This window comes from Pseudoalteromonas sp. Of11M-6, from assembly GCF_022347905.1.
Lineage (GTDB): Bacteria > Pseudomonadota > Gammaproteobacteria > Enterobacterales > Alteromonadaceae > Pseudoalteromonas.
Window position 1 is genome coordinate 1 of sequence record NZ_JAKRFW010000021.1, and the last position, 16,576, is coordinate 16,576.

At 44.7% G+C, this 16,576-nt stretch carries 17 protein-coding genes, 2 tRNA genes and 1 riboswitch; of the genes, 6 read left to right on the forward strand and 13 right to left on the reverse strand.

Going from position 1 to position 16,576, the window contains the following annotated elements; genetic code table 11:
* Window positions 1–21: 21 nt before the first annotated feature.
* The 3 genes from MHN32_RS12040 to orn all read right to left on the reverse strand — a co-directional run bounded on the left by MHN32_RS12040 (window position 22) and on the right by orn (window position 997).
* Window positions 22–97: transfer RNA gene (locus tag MHN32_RS12040), tRNA-Gly, on the reverse strand.
* Between the two features lie 114 nt (window positions 98–211).
* Window positions 212–287, reverse strand: a tRNA-Gly gene (locus tag MHN32_RS12045).
* 164 nt (window positions 288–451) lie between these two features.
* Complete coding sequence (gene orn / locus MHN32_RS12050; RefSeq protein WP_010607090.1) at window positions 452–997, reverse strand: oligoribonuclease; 546 nt, start codon at window positions 995–997, stop codon at window positions 452–454.
* A gap of 161 nt (window positions 998–1,158) precedes the next feature.
* Here orn and rsgA point away from each other — a divergent pair, with 161 nt between their 5' ends.
* Entirely contained in the window at window positions 1,159–2,211 is a 1,053-nt protein-coding gene (gene rsgA / locus MHN32_RS12055) for a small ribosomal subunit biogenesis GTPase RsgA (protein WP_239421810.1), read from the forward strand.
* Between the two features lie 97 nt (window positions 2,212–2,308).
* Window positions 2,309–3,175 carry an archaetidylserine decarboxylase gene (gene asd, locus MHN32_RS12060; RefSeq protein ID WP_206473018.1) on the forward strand — a complete coding sequence of 289 codons (867 nt, stop codon included), beginning with the start codon at window positions 2,309–2,311 and terminating at the stop codon, window positions 3,173–3,175.
* Between the two features lie 25 nt (window positions 3,176–3,200).
* Here the strand turns inward: asd and MHN32_RS12065 are convergent, their stop codons facing one another.
* From MHN32_RS12065 to MHN32_RS12100, 8 genes are all read right to left on the reverse strand, one after another.
* The gene (locus MHN32_RS12065) at window positions 3,201–3,950 is read right to left on the reverse strand and encodes a HesA/MoeB/ThiF family protein (protein ID WP_239421811.1); all 750 of its coding nucleotides are present in this window, start codon (window positions 3,948–3,950) and stop codon (window positions 3,201–3,203) included.
* Window positions 3,943–5,466, reverse strand: a complete 1,524-nt coding sequence (gene thiE / locus MHN32_RS12070; protein WP_239421813.1) for a thiamine phosphate synthase — start codon at window positions 5,464–5,466, stop codon at window positions 3,943–3,945. The genes MHN32_RS12065 and thiE overlap by 8 nt, the downstream gene beginning before the upstream one ends.
* 34 nt (window positions 5,467–5,500) lie before the next feature.
* Entirely contained in the window at window positions 5,501–6,298 is a 798-nt protein-coding gene (locus MHN32_RS12075; protein ID WP_102057619.1) for a thiazole synthase, read from the reverse strand.
* Between the two features lie 2 nt (window positions 6,299–6,300).
* On the reverse strand, window positions 6,301–6,498 hold the full coding sequence (gene thiS / locus MHN32_RS12080) for a sulfur carrier protein ThiS (protein ID WP_010368823.1): 198 nt from the start codon (window positions 6,496–6,498) through the stop codon (window positions 6,301–6,303).
* A complete protein-coding gene (locus MHN32_RS12085; protein WP_239421815.1) occupies window positions 6,495–7,508 on the reverse strand; it encodes an FAD-dependent oxidoreductase in 1,014 nt (337 codons plus the stop codon). Before MHN32_RS12085 ends, thiS begins: the two co-directional genes overlap by 4 nt.
* Before the next feature lie 58 nt (window positions 7,509–7,566).
* Window positions 7,567–9,519 carry a phosphomethylpyrimidine synthase ThiC gene (gene thiC / locus MHN32_RS12090; RefSeq protein WP_239421816.1) on the reverse strand — a complete coding sequence of 651 codons (1,953 nt, stop codon included), beginning with the start codon at window positions 9,517–9,519 and terminating at the stop codon, window positions 7,567–7,569.
* Window positions 9,520–9,637: 118 nt separating this feature from the next.
* Window positions 9,638–9,768: riboswitch (TPP riboswitch) on the reverse strand.
* Window positions 9,769–9,836: 68 nt separating this feature from the next.
* Window positions 9,837–10,256 carry an META domain-containing protein gene (locus MHN32_RS12095; protein WP_010607082.1) on the reverse strand — a complete coding sequence of 140 codons (420 nt, stop codon included), beginning with the start codon at window positions 10,254–10,256 and terminating at the stop codon, window positions 9,837–9,839.
* 104 nt (window positions 10,257–10,360) lie between these two features.
* Entirely contained in the window at window positions 10,361–10,768 is a 408-nt protein-coding gene (locus MHN32_RS12100; protein WP_010607081.1) for an acyl-CoA thioesterase, read from the reverse strand.
* A 111-nt stretch (window positions 10,769–10,879) separates the two neighbouring features.
* Here MHN32_RS12100 and MHN32_RS12105 point away from each other — a divergent pair, with 111 nt between their 5' ends.
* Window positions 10,880–12,958 carry a TonB-dependent receptor gene (locus MHN32_RS12105; RefSeq protein WP_239421817.1) on the forward strand — a complete coding sequence of 693 codons (2,079 nt, stop codon included), beginning with the start codon at window positions 10,880–10,882 and terminating at the stop codon, window positions 12,956–12,958.
* Between the two features lie 125 nt (window positions 12,959–13,083).
* Here MHN32_RS12105 and MHN32_RS12110 read toward each other — a convergent pair whose 3' ends face one another.
* Window positions 13,084–13,317: a hypothetical protein gene (locus tag MHN32_RS12110; protein WP_010607079.1), complete on the reverse strand. Its 234-nt coding sequence runs from the start codon at window positions 13,315–13,317 to the stop codon at window positions 13,084–13,086.
* A 346-nt stretch (window positions 13,318–13,663) separates the two neighbouring features.
* On the opposite strand from MHN32_RS12110, the gene MHN32_RS12115 reads away from it, so the two are divergent.
* From MHN32_RS12115 to MHN32_RS12125, 3 genes are all read left to right on the forward strand, one after another.
* Window positions 13,664–14,014, forward strand: coding sequence for a helix-turn-helix transcriptional regulator (locus MHN32_RS12115; protein ID WP_239421818.1), 351 nt, complete (start codon window positions 13,664–13,666; stop codon window positions 14,012–14,014).
* Window positions 14,015–14,171: 157 nt separating this feature from the next.
* Window positions 14,172–14,855, forward strand: coding sequence for a hypothetical protein (locus tag MHN32_RS12120; protein ID WP_239421819.1), 684 nt, complete (start codon window positions 14,172–14,174; stop codon window positions 14,853–14,855).
* A gap of 98 nt (window positions 14,856–14,953) precedes the next feature.
* On the forward strand, window positions 14,954–15,607 hold the full coding sequence (locus MHN32_RS12125) for a hypothetical protein (RefSeq protein ID WP_119232038.1): 654 nt from the start codon (window positions 14,954–14,956) through the stop codon (window positions 15,605–15,607).
* Window positions 15,608–15,738: 131 nt separating this feature from the next.
* Here the strand turns inward: MHN32_RS12125 and speD are convergent, their stop codons facing one another.
* Complete coding sequence (gene speD, locus MHN32_RS12130) at window positions 15,739–16,548, reverse strand: adenosylmethionine decarboxylase (RefSeq protein WP_095726638.1); 810 nt, start codon at window positions 16,546–16,548, stop codon at window positions 15,739–15,741.
* Window positions 16,549–16,576: the final 28 nt, after the last annotated feature.

A 16,576-nucleotide genomic window follows, 5' to 3' on the forward strand; every position in this document is an offset into this window, starting at 1 on the left:
TATACACCTAAAGTAAGTGTTTGGAGCGGCACACGAGGTTCGAACTCGTGACCTCGACCTTGGCAAGGTCGCGCTCTACCAGCTGAGCTAGTGCCGCATCACATATTTAGCTCTGGATTTGTCGGTAACTACGCTAGGTCGCGTCTTTACCTGTAGCAGCTGAGCTAGTGCCGCATCACATTTTTTAGTTTATACACCTAAAACAAGTGTTTGGAGCGGCACACGAGGTTCGAACTCGTGACCTCGACCTTGGCAAGGTCGCGCTCTACCAGCTGAGCTAGTGCCGCATCACAATATTTAGCTCTGTATTGTTCGGTAACTACGCTAGGTCGCGTTTTACCTATAACAGCTGAGCTTATACTGCTTTAATAATGCTCAAGAAACCCCGCAAGGCTTGTCATCTCAAGCGGGGCAGGATTCTACAAGATAAAATTTGCTTTGCAAGTGTTTTTTAAACTTTGAAGAATTTTTCTTGGTAAACTTTCAGCTCCATGATGGAGTCTTTGATATCATCCAGTGCTAAGTGAGAGCTTTTCTTTTTGATCTCACCTAGTAGCTCAGGCTTCCAGCGTCTCGCAAGTTCTTTTATCGTACTGACGTCCAAATTGCGATAGTGGAAATAAGCTTCTAGCTCTGGCATGTATTTGTTGAGGAATCTACGGTCTTGACCAATAGAGTTACCACACATTGGAGAAGCACCTGGCGGCACCCACTCTTTAAGGAAATCTAGTGTTTGCTTAACTGCATCTGCTTCCGTGAACTTACTCGCCTTACAGCGAGCAGTCAGACCTGAGCGACCATGTTGATTGGTGCACCACTCATCCATATTGTCCAACAGCTCATCACTTTGATGAATTGCCACTACTGGACCTTCAGCTAAAACATTGAGATCACCATCTGTGATCACCGTCGCGATTTCTAAGATTTTATCTGTTTTCGGTTCTAGCCCCGTCATCTCTAGATCGAGCCAGATCAAGTTTGATTCATGAAAAGTCATACTTTACCTTAGCGGTACTTTCCTTTAGATCCAATGCAATTAGATATATCATATTAGTTTAAACACTCGACCTAAAGCTTTTTTTACCATGCGCGGCGTTTTATTGATTTATAGCCTAAATTTGAACGCTCTGCACGCCAAAGCTTAAACAGATTATAAACATGGCAAAGAAAAAGAAACTCAGTAAGGGCCAATCCCGTCGGATTAGAGCCAATCATCAGAAGCGAATCGATAAAGCGAAAGAGACAGAAGTATCTGATGTTTCATGGCAAAACGACAACTTAGGGCCAACAGAAGCCGCAGTGGTGATCAGCCGCTTCGGCCAACATGCGGATATAGAAACCACAGACCAAGAGGTTTTGCGTTGCAATATCCGTCGTACCGTAACAAGCTTAGTTTGCGGTGATGAAGTCATTTTTCGTCGTGCCAAGGTCAGTGATGGTGACTTAGCCGGCGTAATTGAGGCTGTACATGAAAGGCGCACACAACTCACTCGTCCGGATTTTTATGACGGTGTGAAAGTTGTCGCTGCGAATATTGACCAAATATTGATGGTGTCGGCCGTTGTGCCCGAATTCACCCCTCAAATCATCGATCGCTACTTAGTCGCTTGCGAGGATATGGGGATAGAGCCGATTTTATTACTCAATAAAATTGATTTGCTTGACCAAGAAAGCCTCGAATATATTGATGAAGTCTTAGATATATATCGTGAGCTTGGCTATCGCGTACTATTAGTCAGTACAAAATCAGGCAAAGGCATTGACGAGTTAAAACACATGCTTGAGGACAAAAATAATATTTTTGTTGGTCAATCAGGGGTTGGCAAATCAACGTTGGTCAATACGGTACTGCCCAATGCAGATATTCTCACCAAAGAAGTCTCCGAAAATAGCGGCTTAGGGCAACATACAACCACAGTATCGCGCTTACACCACTTGCCGTCCGGTGGAAACCTGATCGACAGCCCAGGGATCCGTGAGTTCGGCCTATGGCACTTAGACGTGGAACGCGTCACTTGGTGCTTTAAAGAATTTAGGGAATTTATTGGCGGCTGCCGCTTTAGAGACTGTAAACACCTGAACGATCCGGGATGTTTACTTCGTGAAGCCGTAGATGAAGGTAAAATCAGCGAATTACGTTTTGAAAGTTACCATCGTATTTTAGAATCTATGGCTGATGGCCGCGCAGGTGCGCGCGCGCCGAGAGTCTGATAATATTTGCTAAATTGGCTCAATGACTTGAGCCCGATAGTCACTTCGCAATACAAAAATCGAAAGTGACAAGACTAATAATTAGGAACTGTTAAAAGTGAATTTGGATAAACTAAAAATTGCCATGCAATATGCATTACCTAAACATGCGGTTTCTCGTTTGGTTGGTAAGCTTGCCGCAGCAGAAGCTGGCGCCTTAACCACAAAGCTAATTAAGCTGTTTATCAAACAATATAAAATCGACATGAGCGAGGCATTGCACGAAGATCCAGCTCACTACAAAACCTTTAACGAGTTTTTTACCCGTCCACTGAAGCCGGGGATCCGTCCTTTGGCAGAAGATAGCGATATCCTTGCCCACCCAGTTGATGGTGCAATCAGCCAACTTGGTGATGTCGTCGATGGTCAAATTATCCAAGCTAAGGGTCACAACTACAGCTTACAGACGCTGCTAGGCGGTAAAGAAGAAGACGTTGCGCCTTATGTTGGTGGTAAGTTTGCAACGATTTATCTAGCACCGAAGGATTATCACCGTATCCACATGCCGGTTGATGGCACCCTTCGTAAAATGATTTATGTACCAGGTGACTTATTCTCAGTAAATCCACTTACTGCGCAAAATGTGCCTAATTTATTTGCTCGTAACGAGCGAGTTGTTGCTATTTTTGACACTGAGATTGGTCCGCTTTCTATGGTATTGGTTGGTGCAACTATCGTCGCGAGCATTGAGACGATTTGGGCAGGTACAGTGACACCACCAGCCGGAAGAGATGTCTTTACTTGGACATATCCAGCAGAAGGTGACAACGCGATAACGCTGAAAAAAGGCGAAGAGATGGGTCGCTTTAAGCTTGGTTCTACCGTGATTTTAGCGTGGGGAGCAAATAAGGCAGAGTTCTTAGATGACCAAAACCCAGAGACCGTCACACGCATGGGTACCCCTTTCGCAAAAATAGCAGAGTAGACTAATTGGTATTAGTGGCTTGAAACTACTTCAAGCCACAACAATCACACTCGGGGTTTTTACTGAGCCCATACTGCTTTTGCTGCAAACTCATAGCATCTAGCGTACAAAATACGCTTCCTTGGTGATGTCCAAGTAACACGTTTATGGTCAATAAAGCTTGCTGCGCACCGATCACCCCCAGTAATGGACTAATGACGCCAAAGTTGTCACAACTCTCCACTGGTGTTTGCGAACCCTCAGGGAAAACGCAAGCATAACAAGGTGACTCAGCCCTAAAATCAAAGCACATGAGTTGGCCCTGCGTGGCAATCGCAGCGCCAGCTATCAACACCTTGCTCGCTTGATGACAATACCTATTGAGCAAATAACGGGTAGTAAAGTTATCGCTGCAATCCAAGACAATATCGGCATCACGGAGTAACTCGGCGACGTTCTTATCAGTCAATCTCGCATTAATTGGTACTAGTGTGATCTCGTTATTGAGACTTGCCAGCACCTTTCCAGCTACTTTGGCTTTTTGCTGACCAAGGTGGTTCACCTTATACAGAATTTGCCTTTGTAAGTTAGACAATTCCACGTCGTCATCATCAACAAAAGTAAGCTTACCAATGCCACTCGCCGCTAAGTAAAACAACGCGGGACTTCCCAACCCACCGCAGCCAATCACAGCCACATGCGCCTGTTTCAATGCGAGTTGGCCTTGCTCACCAACCTCTTTTAACAGCAAATGGCGACTATACCTTAGCCGCTCTTTGTCATTGAGTTCAGTCATGCCGCGCCATAGCTTGCTTTAATTCAAGTACAGCTTGCTCTGGGTCTTGGGCCTCAGTGATAGCTCTTACAACCGCAATACTAGATACGCCAGTTGCAGCCACTTCTGGCACGCGACTTAGATCAATGCCTCCAATAGCGACGGTTGGATAGCTACTTTGCATCAAAGGTACAAAGTGCATCAGCTTTTCCAGCCCTTGGATTTGGCCGGTCATATCTTTAGTCGTGGTTGGGTAGATAGCACCAAAAGCCAAATAACTTGGGCGATAGTTATGTGCCCGGAGCATTTCATAAAAACCATGGGTCGAAATACCTAAGCGCAGCCCTGCCTCTTGGATGGCAACAAGATTAGCTTTATCGATATCCTCTTGGCCCAAATGAATTCCATAAGCGCCGTGTTTAATCGCTAACTGCCAGTAGTCGTTAATAAACACCTTCGCATCGTATTTTTGTCCAAGTGCAATGGCGGTTTGTATTTCAGCTTCAAGATTAGCTTGCTCTGGATCTTTAATTCTCAGCTGCACCGTATCGACACCTAAAGCAAGACATTTTTCCACCCAATCAGCGCTGTCCACCACGGCATAAAGCCCAATAGGGTCGTCAATGCTGGCAAAGCCAGCGGCAAAATTAAACTCCTCAGGTAATGCAAACTCTAGTTCATCAGCAAGCCAAGAGCCCGCTTCTATCACTTGCGGGTAATCATTGAGATCAACTGGGAAACTCGTATGCGCAACAGGGCCCACGCCTTCACCATAACGTATCGCCGCTTTTAGCCCTGCATTGATGTATGCTTTAGCGAGAATAAAAGCATCTTTAAATGGATACTCCTTGGCCATACATGCCGCGATCACTGACGATAAACTACACCCAGTACCGTGGCTATGCGGTGTTTGAATTTTCTCATTGCCAAGCCAATACTCGGTATCTCCCGCTAAGCCATAATCAATGCAGTAGCCTTTTGGGTAATCCCAATGACCGCCTTTAATGACCACCGACTTTGCACCGAATTCACGCAATTTGGCAGCAGCCTCTTTTACCGCTTCAGGACCTATCAAATACACGCCTGTCAGCAGCTGAGTTTCGTGTGTATTGGGTGTAATGATATCCACCAGCGGTAATAAATGGGTTTTTAACGCATCCACCGTGTCTTCTTCGGTTAATGAATCCCCGCTCGTCGCGATAGCTACTGGGTCATAAACCACTAGCGGCGGTTTTGCCCATGTTGCTTTATAATGCTCAAGGTGTTCAGCAATCAGTTGGATCTGCTGAACATTGGCGAGCATGCCAATCTTTATCACCGTTGCAGGCATATCTTGCGAAAGCGCCGTCAGCTGAGAGTCGATAACCGTGGTCGAAACCGGGTTTAACGCCTCCACCCCTAAACTATTTTGCGCCGTCAACGCAGTTACTACGGTACAACAATGAACATTAAAGCTCTGCGTTGCTTTGATATCCGCTTGAATACCAGCGCCGCCGCCAGAATCAGAACCCGCAATACTCCAAACGATATGTGACAAAGAGAACTCCTTATATAGTTATCCGCAATTCAAGTTAGTTTGTGTGCCAAAAAGGCATGCCTAAGGTTGGCGTAGAAGGTGATGCCACCTCTTTTTGTGGCATTGCTTTTGCCAAATAAGACAGACGCCCTGCAACCGTGCTGGCTTCAAACGCTTTTGCCATGGTGATAGGACAGCCCGCCCCTGCCACTGCCGAATTTAATAATACGGCATCATAACCCAGCTCAAGTGCTTGGCAAGCATGAGACGGCAAACCGAGTCCCGCATCAACAATCAAGGTTTGATGGGGCAAACGTGTGCGAATGGTTTGCAGGTTATATGGATTTAACAGCCCTTTTCCCGTACCAATTGGCGCGCCCCAAGGCATTAAAACCTCGCATCCCAGCGCATCCAAACGCTGACACAGCACCAAATCATCAGTACAATAGGGCAATACCTTAAAACCGTCTTTTAGCAAAATTTCGGTGGCTTCGAGCAATGCAATTGGGTCTGGCTGTAAGTTATATTCATCACCAATGAGTTCAAGTTTAATCCAATCCGTGGCAAACACTTCCCGGCACATCTGCGCCAAGGTCACCGCTTCTTTTACGCTATGACAGCCAGCCGTGTTTGGTAAGACTCGTAGCCCCATCTCTTTGATAAGCGACCAAAAGTCATCACCCGCCTGCTTAGTTTGCTGGCGTCTCAGCGACACAGTAACAATCTCAGCACCCGAGGTGGCGATGGCTGCCTGCATTACCTCCGGAGAAGGATAAAGTGCCGAGCCAATTAACATGCGGCTAGTAAACTGTTCACCATAAATAGTGAGCTTAGTATCAGTCAAAGACTGCATGTTTATCCCCCTTGAATTGGCGATAAAAGCTCAATCTTATCACCGTCGCTCAATGTCACGCTTGGCAGCTCCGTACGGGAAACAAAAGTACCATTAAGCGCGACGGCAAAAGGCGGTTTGGCACCTCTGGCTTCAATAAATTCCTGAATATTTTGCTCGCGGTTGATATTAATCGTTTCGCCATTAAATTCGACTTTCATAATAACTCCTTAGATAGTGCTTGTTTCACGATAAGCGGTGCCAGCAAATAACCGTGTCTGTATAGACCATTGATACTGATCACATTACCTTGTTGTTCAATTTTGGGGTGATTATCTTTAAACGCAGGTCTAAGCCCTGCTAATAAAGACAATACTCGCGCTTCGGCAAACCCACGATGAACTGAATAAGCAGCAGAGAGTAATTCGAGTGTAGAACGTACCGTTATCTCACCATTATCTTGCGACTCAATTTCCGTCGCACCAATAACAAACTGATGGTCTGGCTTTGGCGCAATGTAAATGGGGTATCTTGGGTGCATCAAGCGCACAGGTCGAGTCAAGGTCACTTCTGGGGCATAAATTCTCGCCACTTCGCCGCGCACACCACGAAGCCCGTTACACGTTGCTTTCGCACCAAGACCGCGACAATCAATCACCCAGTCATACGCTTGACTAAGCTGCGCCTTTTGCGCTTCGTCACAATGAACACCGTAGTTAATCTCTACACCTTGCTGCGTCAATGTTGCCGCACTACTTTGATAAAACGCCTGATTATCAAGCTGGCCTTCGCAAGGTAAATACAAGCCTTGATGGAAGACACCGCCAAGTTCTGGTTCCAATTGTGCGATCTGAGCGCCATTTACCACTTCCGCGCTATGATCTTTTAACGGTTTTAAGCGCTGCTGAAAACTCACTAAATCACCACGGTCTTGACCATGTGCCACAATAAGAGAGCCTTGCTGCTGGAAAAATACCGGGCTTTCCAGTTTCGCCAGTAGTTGTGGCCAAAGTTTCATGGACTCCAGCCCTTGCAGCGCCAACGCTTCATCGCATATCACAGACTCAGCCAAGGGCGCTAACATGGCCGCCGCCACACTACCTGCTGAGCTCTCCGTACCTTGCTTTGCTTGTTCAAACACGCTGATTTGATAACGCTCAGCGAGCATCAATGCAGCGATGCGCCCAGTTAAGCCAAAACCCAAGATAGCAACACGTGCTTGAGTAGACATAGCTACACTCCTAAAATTAGCCACCCGACGGGGATCAAGGTGGCTATGATGGGATAGGTTATATCGCTTTGTGGTAAAGCTCAGAGCCTGATTGCTTAAACTCTTCCGATTTTGCTTTCATCTCAGCTTCAACATCCACCATTTTAATGCTGATCTCTTCGCCTACATTATTAGGGTCGATGCCTCGCGCTTCTAACGCTTTCGCATAGTCACGTACATCTTGGGTGATCTTCATCGAGCAGAATTTAGGGCCACACATAGAGCAGAAATGAGCGACTTTGCCCGACTCTTGTGGCAAGGTCTCATCGTGATATTCACGAGCACGCTCTGGATCTAGACCGAGATTAAACTGATCGTGCCAGCGGAACTCAAAACGCGCTTTAGATAGCGCATTGTCACGAACTTGAGCACCGGGATGGCCTTTCGCCAGATCCGCTGCATGCGCCGCGATTTTGTAGGTGATCAAACCTTCTTTTACATCTTCTTTATTCGGTAAGCCTAAGTGTTCTTTTGGTGTCACGTAGCACAGCATCGCACACCCATACCACGCAATTTGCGCCGCACCGATCCCTGAAGTGAAGTGATCATAACCCGGAGCGATATCGGTAGTGAGTGGGCCAAGCGTGTAAAACGGTGCTTCATCGCAGTGCTTTAGCTGCTCTTCCATATTCTCTTTGATCATATGCATCGGCACGTGTCCTGGGCCTTCAATAAAGACCTGAACATCGTGTTTCCACGCAAGCTTAGTTAACTCACCAAGGGTACGCAGTTCGCTAAATTGCGCTTCGTCATTGGCATCGGCAATAGAACCCGGACGCAAGCCATCACCTAACGAGAAACAAACATCGTATTGCTTTAAGATTTCACAGATGTCTTCAAAGTGCGTGTAGAGGAAGTTTTCTTTGTGATGCGCTAAACACCACTTCGCCATAATTGAACCACCGCGAGACACAATACCCGTCACGCGTTTTGCCGTCATCGGCACGTAACGCAGTAGTACTCCCGCGTGGATAGTAAAGTAATCCACGCCTTGCTCAGCTTGCTCAATCAAGGTATCGCGGAAGATCTCCCACGTTAGATCTTCAGCAACACCATTTACTTTTTCTAGTGCCTGATAGATTGGAACCGTACCGATAGGCACTGGAGAGTTACGTACCACCCACTCGCGGGTTTCATGAATGTAGCGCCCTGTCGACAGATCCATTACGGTATCTGCACCCCAACGGGTCGACCATACCATTTTTTCTACTTCTTCTTCGATAGAAGAAGTCACTGATGAGTTACCAATATTGGCGTTAACTTTTACTAGGAAGTTACGTCCGATGATCATCGGCTCGGTCTCAGGGTGATTAATATTGTTTGGCAGTACAGCACGACCACGGGCAATTTCATCACGCACAAATTCAGGCGTAATAAACTCAGGAATACTGGCGCCAAACGATTGGCCTTTGTGTTGCTGCGCGAGCAATTCTTCACGCAACTTAGCGCGTCCCATATTTTCACGGATCGCTACATATTCCATTTCAGGCGTCACTATGCCTTGACGGGCGTAGTGCATTTGCGTGACATTTTTACCCGTCTTAGCACGGCGAATTTTAGGTAAATGTTCAAAGCGAATATGGTCAAGCCCTTCATCCGCCATACGCTGCTGAGAAAACTGTGACGTCACCGACTCTAGCATTTCGGTATCATCGCGCTCAACTATCCACTGCTCTCTAAATTTAGGAAGACCAGCACGAACGTCAACCAGCACTTCAGGATCTGTGTATGGACCTGAAGTATCATAAACACGAATGGGATCGTTTGATTCAAATACCGGATTTTCTTCGGTGCCACCAACAAACGAATCACTTAGCGTGATTTCACGCATACCAACGCGTACGCCTGCTTGTTCGCCCTCCACATAAACTTTATGTGAGTTTGGAAATGGTTGGCCTTTAAGGTTATGGATAAATTCTGCCGCGGCTGCTCGCGCTTCACGACGACTTAGCTTGCTACTATTGTTTGACATGACGTCCCTCTTATTTTCATACAAAGGTGTCTTGTCAGATCTCCAAAAGGAGAGAGACGAGGATAGTCCTCGGGTAAGGTGGATAGCAATAAACCACTATTGCTACAGACAAACGCAACGCGTTTGCTGTCTTGTTCCCTACGCAGGCATTAACCTGATCAGGTCCACGGATCCCGCAAAATGCGATCTCAGCCCGAATATCTGCACACAAATTTGCTGCAAAAACTCAAGGCACTCCGACAAGTAACGAATTAGCGCCAGTCTACTTGCTAACACGAAAGCTCGCAAGCACTGACACTGGAATTCTTATTTTCAGCTTATTGTTTAATAAAACTAAACTGAGGTTTTCCTTTCAAGGTCAACTTATTAGCATTTACTTCAAGCAATACACCAATTTGTAATTGGTTGATAAGCTGTGATTCAACCTGAGCGATTTCTTCACCACAGTATTTACGCGTCATGCCTAAGTTTTTAACTTTTAGCTGCCCTTCGACAATTTCGCCTTCGCCAAAAAAGCGATTACAACCCGCAAAACCGTTGACCTGCAGTGCATCGATAAAACGAATATCAATAGGCTTTTCACCAAGTCCAGCGTCTGATTGTAACTGCGTAATATGTTGACCATTTATACTCTGTAACTGCCAAGCGGAATACTTAAGCGCTTCCGTGTCTACCTTCCCTGTCGATATACATCCACTTAGCGCCATTATTGCGCCGATTATGCTGATGAATTTCATGGTAAACCATCTATTTTATGCCCTGAGTTTATTATAACGTTTCAAGACACAAAAATTGCAGTAAAATTCTGTAAAATTGTCTTACCTGAATATTTTAACACCAACTATTTCACAAATTGCTGCTCTTCAAATAAGTGCGTAATAGCGTCTGGTAAAAACGGTCTACCGCGCTCATTCACCGAAGTCCCTGTTACCACAGCATCTAGCATTAGCTTATCGTCATGCGCTCTTATTACTTTTTGCTTAAATGCGAACTTTACTCTGCTTTCACGCTCGAGTGCGACTTCAACATAAAACTCATCACCTGGGCGTAACGAGTCTTTATAATTCATTTCGCTCCGAATAACGACTAAGTTCACTTTTTGCTCAGCAAGCGCTGCAAAATCAACGTTATTCGCCAGTAAAAACTCATGCCTTGCATGCTCTAAATAATTAAAATACACGCTGTTATTAACTATTCCCTGTAAGTCACACTCGTAATCTCGGACTTTAAAATCGACTTTAAAACTCATATCTGGCCTATTTGTTTAACATTTTCGGGCTAACATATAACACAATTTCACTGTCAACTGGTCTGGCTTTTGTTAAACTGTGCCCAATTAAAAATGGGACAAAGATTAAGCATGAAGTTAAAACTCTCTACGATCACCTTGGCACTGCTGCCATTTTTCTCTCATCAGGTACTTGCCGACGATAACCTAGAAACCATTGTCGTCACTGGCGATTTTCAGAATGAAACTATCCAGACATTAAGTGCAAGCGCTTCTGTGGTTGACGAACTCACTATCGCTAAACGTGGTGCGCAATATTTAGATGAGATACTAGGTGCCACCGCTAACGTTAACTTTACGGCAGGTGCGTCTCGTGGTCGCTTTATGCAAATCCGTGGTATCGGCTTACGTTCACAGTTTGTTGATCCTATTTATCCCAGCGTTGGCTTATTAATTGACGGTATTAATTATTCAGGATTAGGCGCAAGTGCGCTGCTTTTTGATACTGAGTCAGTGATAGTGTATCGCGGCCCTCAAGGCACTAAATTCGGTTCAGATGCTTTAGCAGGAATCGTTGAAGTAAATACCCAAGCCGCCACTACAGCGCCATCATTAAAAGTGAAGTTAGGCGCAGGTAATTATGGTAGCTATGAAGCAGGCCTTGCTGCGGGCACTGGATTAAGCGACGACACCGCAGTGCGCGTCAGCCTTTATCAGCGAGAGTCTGACGGTTACGTAGATAACCTCTACCTAAACAAACCCACTCAGCAACAAGACGAGCAAGTAGCAAGAGTGAAACTTAACTCTCAAGTGAGCGACAACCTCGCACTAGAGTTCGCTTATCACCATATTGATACTGAAAACGGGTACGACGGTTTTACCTTGGATAATTCACGTAACAGCGTTGCTGATACCCCAGGCCAAGACAACCTCAGCTCCGATGCGTTTTCACTACGCGGAATTTACACTCGCTCAGACTTATTCAATGTCGAATTTAAAGTATCTGGGCTAGATGCTGATACTTTGTATAGCTACGACGAAGATTGGGTATGTAACGACGCAGCTCAACCAGCGCTATGTGCAGCAGGCTTGCACCCAGAAGGATACAGCTCAACCGATGCCTACGAGCGTAACCATGAAAATGGCAATATAGAGTTTTTAATCAAAGGTAAGCAAAATGACTGGGTGGTAGGTGTTTTTGCAAAGCGTAACGATGTTGATTTGACCCGTCATTACACTTGGCTTGAGAACCCATTTACGTCAGCATACACCGTAGAAAGTAGAGCGGTTTTTGGTCAATACGTACATCACCTATCTGACAAAACTCGCCTAATCGGTGGCCTTCGCGCGGAGCAATATGACGCTGACTATTTAGATAGTAACGGCTTTACCATTGAAACCGATGATGTAATGTGGGGCGGAAAAGTCGCACTTGAATATCAAGTTGTACCGCGCACGATGATCTACACCAGCCTTACTCGCGGTTACAAAGTCGGCGGTGTAAACGGCGAAGCACTGGCAAAAGCCAAAGATGAAGGTTTAAACATTCCGGCCGAACACCATTACTTTGACCCTGAGTATGTTTGGAACGCTGAGTTTGGCGTAAAAGGTGAATCTGAAGACAAACGTCACCTTGTACGGGTTACCGCGTTTTATATGCAACGCGATGATATCCAGCTAAAACAATGGCAAGTTTCTAACCAACAATTTGCAGGCTACATCGACAACGCCAGTAAAGGCAGTAACTACGGCCTAGAAGTTGAAGGCAACCTACAATACACGGACCGCCTTGGTTTTAGCTATAGCGCAGGCTATTTAGAGACCGAGATTGAAGACTTTGTGGCTGCCAGTGGCCTAAACCTTGATGGTCGTGACCAAGCACAAGCGCCAAATTATCAATACTCGTTTGCCGTCAATTACGAGTTAATGGATAACCTAGTGGTTGAATTGGGTGTGGAAGGCAAAGACAACTATTACCTCTCGGACAGTCACAACGAGCAAGCGCGCAATCATAACCTGATCAACGCAAGCCTTAGTTACTATGGCGACAACTGGTCATTAACGGCTTGGGGTAGAAACCTAGCAGACGAAGACATTGTAGTACGTGGCTTTAGGTTTGGTAATAATCCACTAGACGGCTGGCAAGACAATACCTATGTACAGTACGGCGAGCCGCGCGTTTATGGTCTAAGTTTTACTTACGAACTGTAGTACGACCCGTTTATCGCCTACACATCAGGCGATAAACGGGCACAAAAAGAAAAAAGGGGGAACGTAAAATTAGAGTAAAACGTTCCCCCTCACCGCAAAAACTCAAAAAGCAATTACCCTTTTAGTTACTCCATGCTTGGGGCACTGGAATACACCAACTCAACCAGATTATTCATCGTTTTTGACTTCTGCATGTAAGCCTTTTCCATATGGGCAAGCTCTTGCAGTTCAAACAAGGTTGTTTCCACCAGTGCTAACCATTTGGTTGTGGTGTCTGGCACCTCGTCACCCTGCCTTGCCGCCTTCTTGAGGGCATCGTAATAAATCGTTAAGTCATGATATTGGCGTAGATAATCCATATTGCTCTCCAACATGTCACTTTATTTCACACTAAAGTAACAAAAGCTTCGGGCAAAAATCTGCGCGAAGAAAATTTTTTTGAATTTATTTGTAAATTAATTAAAAACGCCAGCACCATCATAGCAACACCTCAGTTGACTCAAGAGTTACTCATCTCAGGCTTCGCCTAAAAAATCGAGCGAAGACTCATTAAATGCAACAAAATGTTCATTTTTCGACTGAATACACTTGAAAAAGAAAATTTCTACGATAGACTCGCGTTTACGGTTTAGATACAAAAATGCAACTTGGTTAAGCGAACAATAGAGACAAACAAATAGCATACATCCGGCTACATGGGGATTGATGCTGTTTGTGACGCGAGTGCGACAGGCAAAAAGGATTGAGTTGGTGGGGAAATATGATAAGCGCTTTACAGGAGACGACCTGCGCCGCATGCGCAAAGTCGCCGGCAAAACCACGCAAGAAATGGCTAACCTGGCCGGCGTGGAGCGTGGCACTTACGAAAACTACGAAAAAGGCGTAAGCAAATTTCCCTACGAATATTTTGAAGTATGGTGCGACGCCTGCGGCATCAACCTCAATCCACTTAGAGAACAAATCCTTGCCCTAAGAGACAAAATTGACGACGCCAAATTGTGGCGCAAGTCTCCAACACCACGAAATAGCAAATCAAGTAACGAGGATAACGGCTAATGAAAGACGCGCACTTTCATTGCCCCTCACCACAATGGCAAACAATAAAGTTACGAATAACGTTCATTTGCAACACAATGTTTTCAACTTTATTGTTAAGGAGTAAAGTGGAGTGGAAATTAAACACCGCAAAACTTAACTTAGAAAGGACGTCATTATGCGCTTTTTTATAAAAAATATAGCTAAACGACTCGTAACTTTAACAGCACTTTCCCAAAAACAAGCTAACAGGGTATCTGGTGGATCGCTTGGGCCAAAAGTAAAAGATCCAAAACTCGAAAGTGACTCAGCAGCGCCAAGTAAACAATCATCACTTAGTGCTGACTCAGTTAATCAGGTGATTGGTGGAAGTACAGGAGGACAAGCTGATGACCCTAAAGTACAAAACGATTTCATAACGCCAAATAAAAAATCATCACTTAGTGCTGACTCAGTTAATCAGGTGATTGGTGGAAGTGGTGGCAATAAAGTCGCAGAGCCAAAAGTAAAATGCGAACCAATAGCACAGTCATCAGATTACAAGTTTCAACTGGAGAAAAGCTCAACTACCCGAGTGGTAGGTGGAAGCAGTGGCACCAAAGGTGATGACCCAAGACTTACAACAGCATCTTCAGAACCACACACTTCTCACCCAAAGCTAATCCAACATAGCGATAGTAGAAAAGTTTTTGGTGGTTCCGGTGGAGCTAAAGCTGATGATCCTAGGGTGCTATTCGCAGATGCAGAAGCTAGTACCTTCAACTTTACAGTCTTAGGTATTGATGAAATTAGAAAAACCATCGGCGGAACCGGTGGCGCAAAAATAGATGACCCGAAGTTGGAACCATCCGAAAAACCATAGGCCAAAATTACAATCACTATTAGCATCTAAAACTAAGCTTATTAACTGCTACAACACACCGAAAGCTGAAGTTATAGGGCTTACTGTAAGGAAATAAAATGCGAACATCTTGGATCTTTTTACTTATTTGTGCAGCAATTGCAGCTTCACTTTCAGTAATTTATATCCATTTCAATCATTATGCAGATACTGTAATGCTTGCCTGCATTATTATATTTTGCTTTATGGCTAAAAACCATGAAAATATAAAGCACATTGCGGCACTACTGTTAATAATGACAGCTATAGAATATGGTTTAGTGAGTTACGTTGTTTCGTTAAATAGTATGGGACTACCACCTTTTCAAGGCAACCTTTTGATGTTTGGATCCCATTTCCTTGTTGATCTAACAATCCTAATGATAATGAAATATCGCGTTCGATTATCTCTTCGTTATGTTAGACGCACAGCACCTGATAATTGGCGTTCCATATATATGACTCATGCAGACCCTATCCTATATGGTATTTACTTTGCGTTTATTCTAGTTGACCTCGCGGCCTTCGGTGAAAATATTATTCGTAATTTAGAACATTTCGGCGTAGATGAAAGCTTTGCTAAACAATTCTGGAGCTGGGGCTTAATATACTATAACTACGAAATCCTAAAGTCGATTTTACTTTCCTGCGTAGTCACCACCATACTGGCTACTATCTTTGTCGAACGGCAGCGCCCTGATACGCCAGATGAGGAATTAGAAAGCGAATCTTAGTGATTTTATAACTGTCACTTTATAAGCGGGCACAGTCGTGTTCTATGCGCTTATATGATGACTTAACAAGGAATCTCAGACATTAAAAAAGGCGCTTGCGCGCCTTTTTTAATTCCTCAATTTACCGCTGATTATTCAGTTTCTGGTAAATTGCGACCGTAGAACACTTCCTGAATTTCACGATTCAGCTTAAGACGAATTTCTTCCTCTTCGTCTGCGTCTAAATCATCAGTACTAATTCCAAATAGATATGCATTTAGGTCTGTTTCCTTAAGCATCATCTTAGTGTGGAATAGGTTCTCTTGATACACGTTTACGTCTACCATGTGGTATGCGTCTTTAGTATCTTCCGTCATGTAATTCTGGATCGAGTGAATTGCGTGGTCGATATAGTGTTTTACACCATTAACGTCACGAGTAAATCCACGAACACGATAATCAATCGTCACCACATCTGACTCTAAAGAGTGAATTAAGAAGTTAAGCGCTTTAAGTGGCGAAATAATGCCACACGTTGAAACTTCGATATCTGCTCTAAAAGTACAGATGCCATCATGTGGGTGCGCTTCAGGATAAGTATGAACACAGATGTGACTCTTATCCAAATGTGCTACCACTGAATCAGGCAATGGTCCTGGTGCTTCATTACTATCAAAAGTCTGCTGTTCAACAGGCTCTTCTGATACTAAGATCGTCACACTCGCCCCTTGTGGTTCATAATCTTGACGCGCGATATTCAGTACGTTTGCACCGATAATATCCGTTACGTCTTTTAGAATATCCGTCAAACGATCGGCACTGTACTGCTCATCGATATATTCTAGATATTCTTTACGTTGCTGCTCGGTCTTGGCGTAGCAAATATCGTAAATGCTAAAGCTTAAACTCTTAGTTAAGTTGTTAAAGCCATGGAGTTTAATTTTATCAAAGGGCTTGTTCACGATAGACCCACCTTAATACAAAAAATCT

What these genes read in the sequence shown, in the direction of transcription:
- orn (WP_010607090.1), bottom strand. Translation starts at nt 997, where the DNA reads ATGACTTTTCATGAATCAAACTTGATCTGGCTCGATCTAGAGATGACG.
- rsgA (WP_239421810.1), top strand. Translation starts at nt 1,159, where the DNA reads ATGGCAAAGAAAAAGAAACTCAGTAAGGGCCAATCCCGTCGGATTAGA.
- MHN32_RS12110 (WP_010607079.1), bottom strand. Translation starts at nt 13,317, where the DNA reads ATGGATTATCTACGCCAATATCATGACTTAACGATTTATTACGATGCC.
- MHN32_RS12085 (WP_239421815.1), bottom strand. Translation starts at nt 7,508, where the DNA reads ATGTCTACTCAAGCACGTGTTGCTATCTTGGGTTTTGGCTTAACTGGG.
- MHN32_RS12105 (WP_239421817.1), top strand. Translation starts at nt 10,880, where the DNA reads ATGAAGTTAAAACTCTCTACGATCACCTTGGCACTGCTGCCATTTTTC.
- thiC (WP_239421816.1), bottom strand. Translation starts at nt 9,519, where the DNA reads ATGTCAAACAATAGTAGCAAGCTAAGTCGTCGTGAAGCGCGAGCAGCC.
- thiS (WP_010368823.1), bottom strand. Translation starts at nt 6,498, where the DNA reads ATGAAAGTCGAATTTAATGGCGAAACGATTAATATCAACCGCGAGCAA.
- MHN32_RS12095 (WP_010607082.1), bottom strand. Translation starts at nt 10,256, where the DNA reads ATGAAATTCATCAGCATAATCGGCGCAATAATGGCGCTAAGTGGATGT.
- MHN32_RS12120 (WP_239421819.1), top strand. Translation starts at nt 14,172, where the DNA reads ATGCGCTTTTTTATAAAAAATATAGCTAAACGACTCGTAACTTTAACA.
- MHN32_RS12065 (WP_239421811.1), bottom strand. Translation starts at nt 3,950, where the DNA reads ATGACTGAACTCAATGACAAAGAGCGGCTAAGGTATAGTCGCCATTTG.
- MHN32_RS12115 (WP_239421818.1), top strand. Translation starts at nt 13,664, where the DNA reads ATGCTGTTTGTGACGCGAGTGCGACAGGCAAAAAGGATTGAGTTGGTG.
- MHN32_RS12075 (WP_102057619.1), bottom strand. Translation starts at nt 6,298, where the DNA reads ATGCAGTCTTTGACTGATACTAAGCTCACTATTTATGGTGAACAGTTT.
- MHN32_RS12125 (WP_119232038.1), top strand. Translation starts at nt 14,954, where the DNA reads ATGCGAACATCTTGGATCTTTTTACTTATTTGTGCAGCAATTGCAGCT.
- MHN32_RS12100 (WP_010607081.1), bottom strand. Translation starts at nt 10,768, where the DNA reads ATGAGTTTTAAAGTCGATTTTAAAGTCCGAGATTACGAGTGTGACTTA.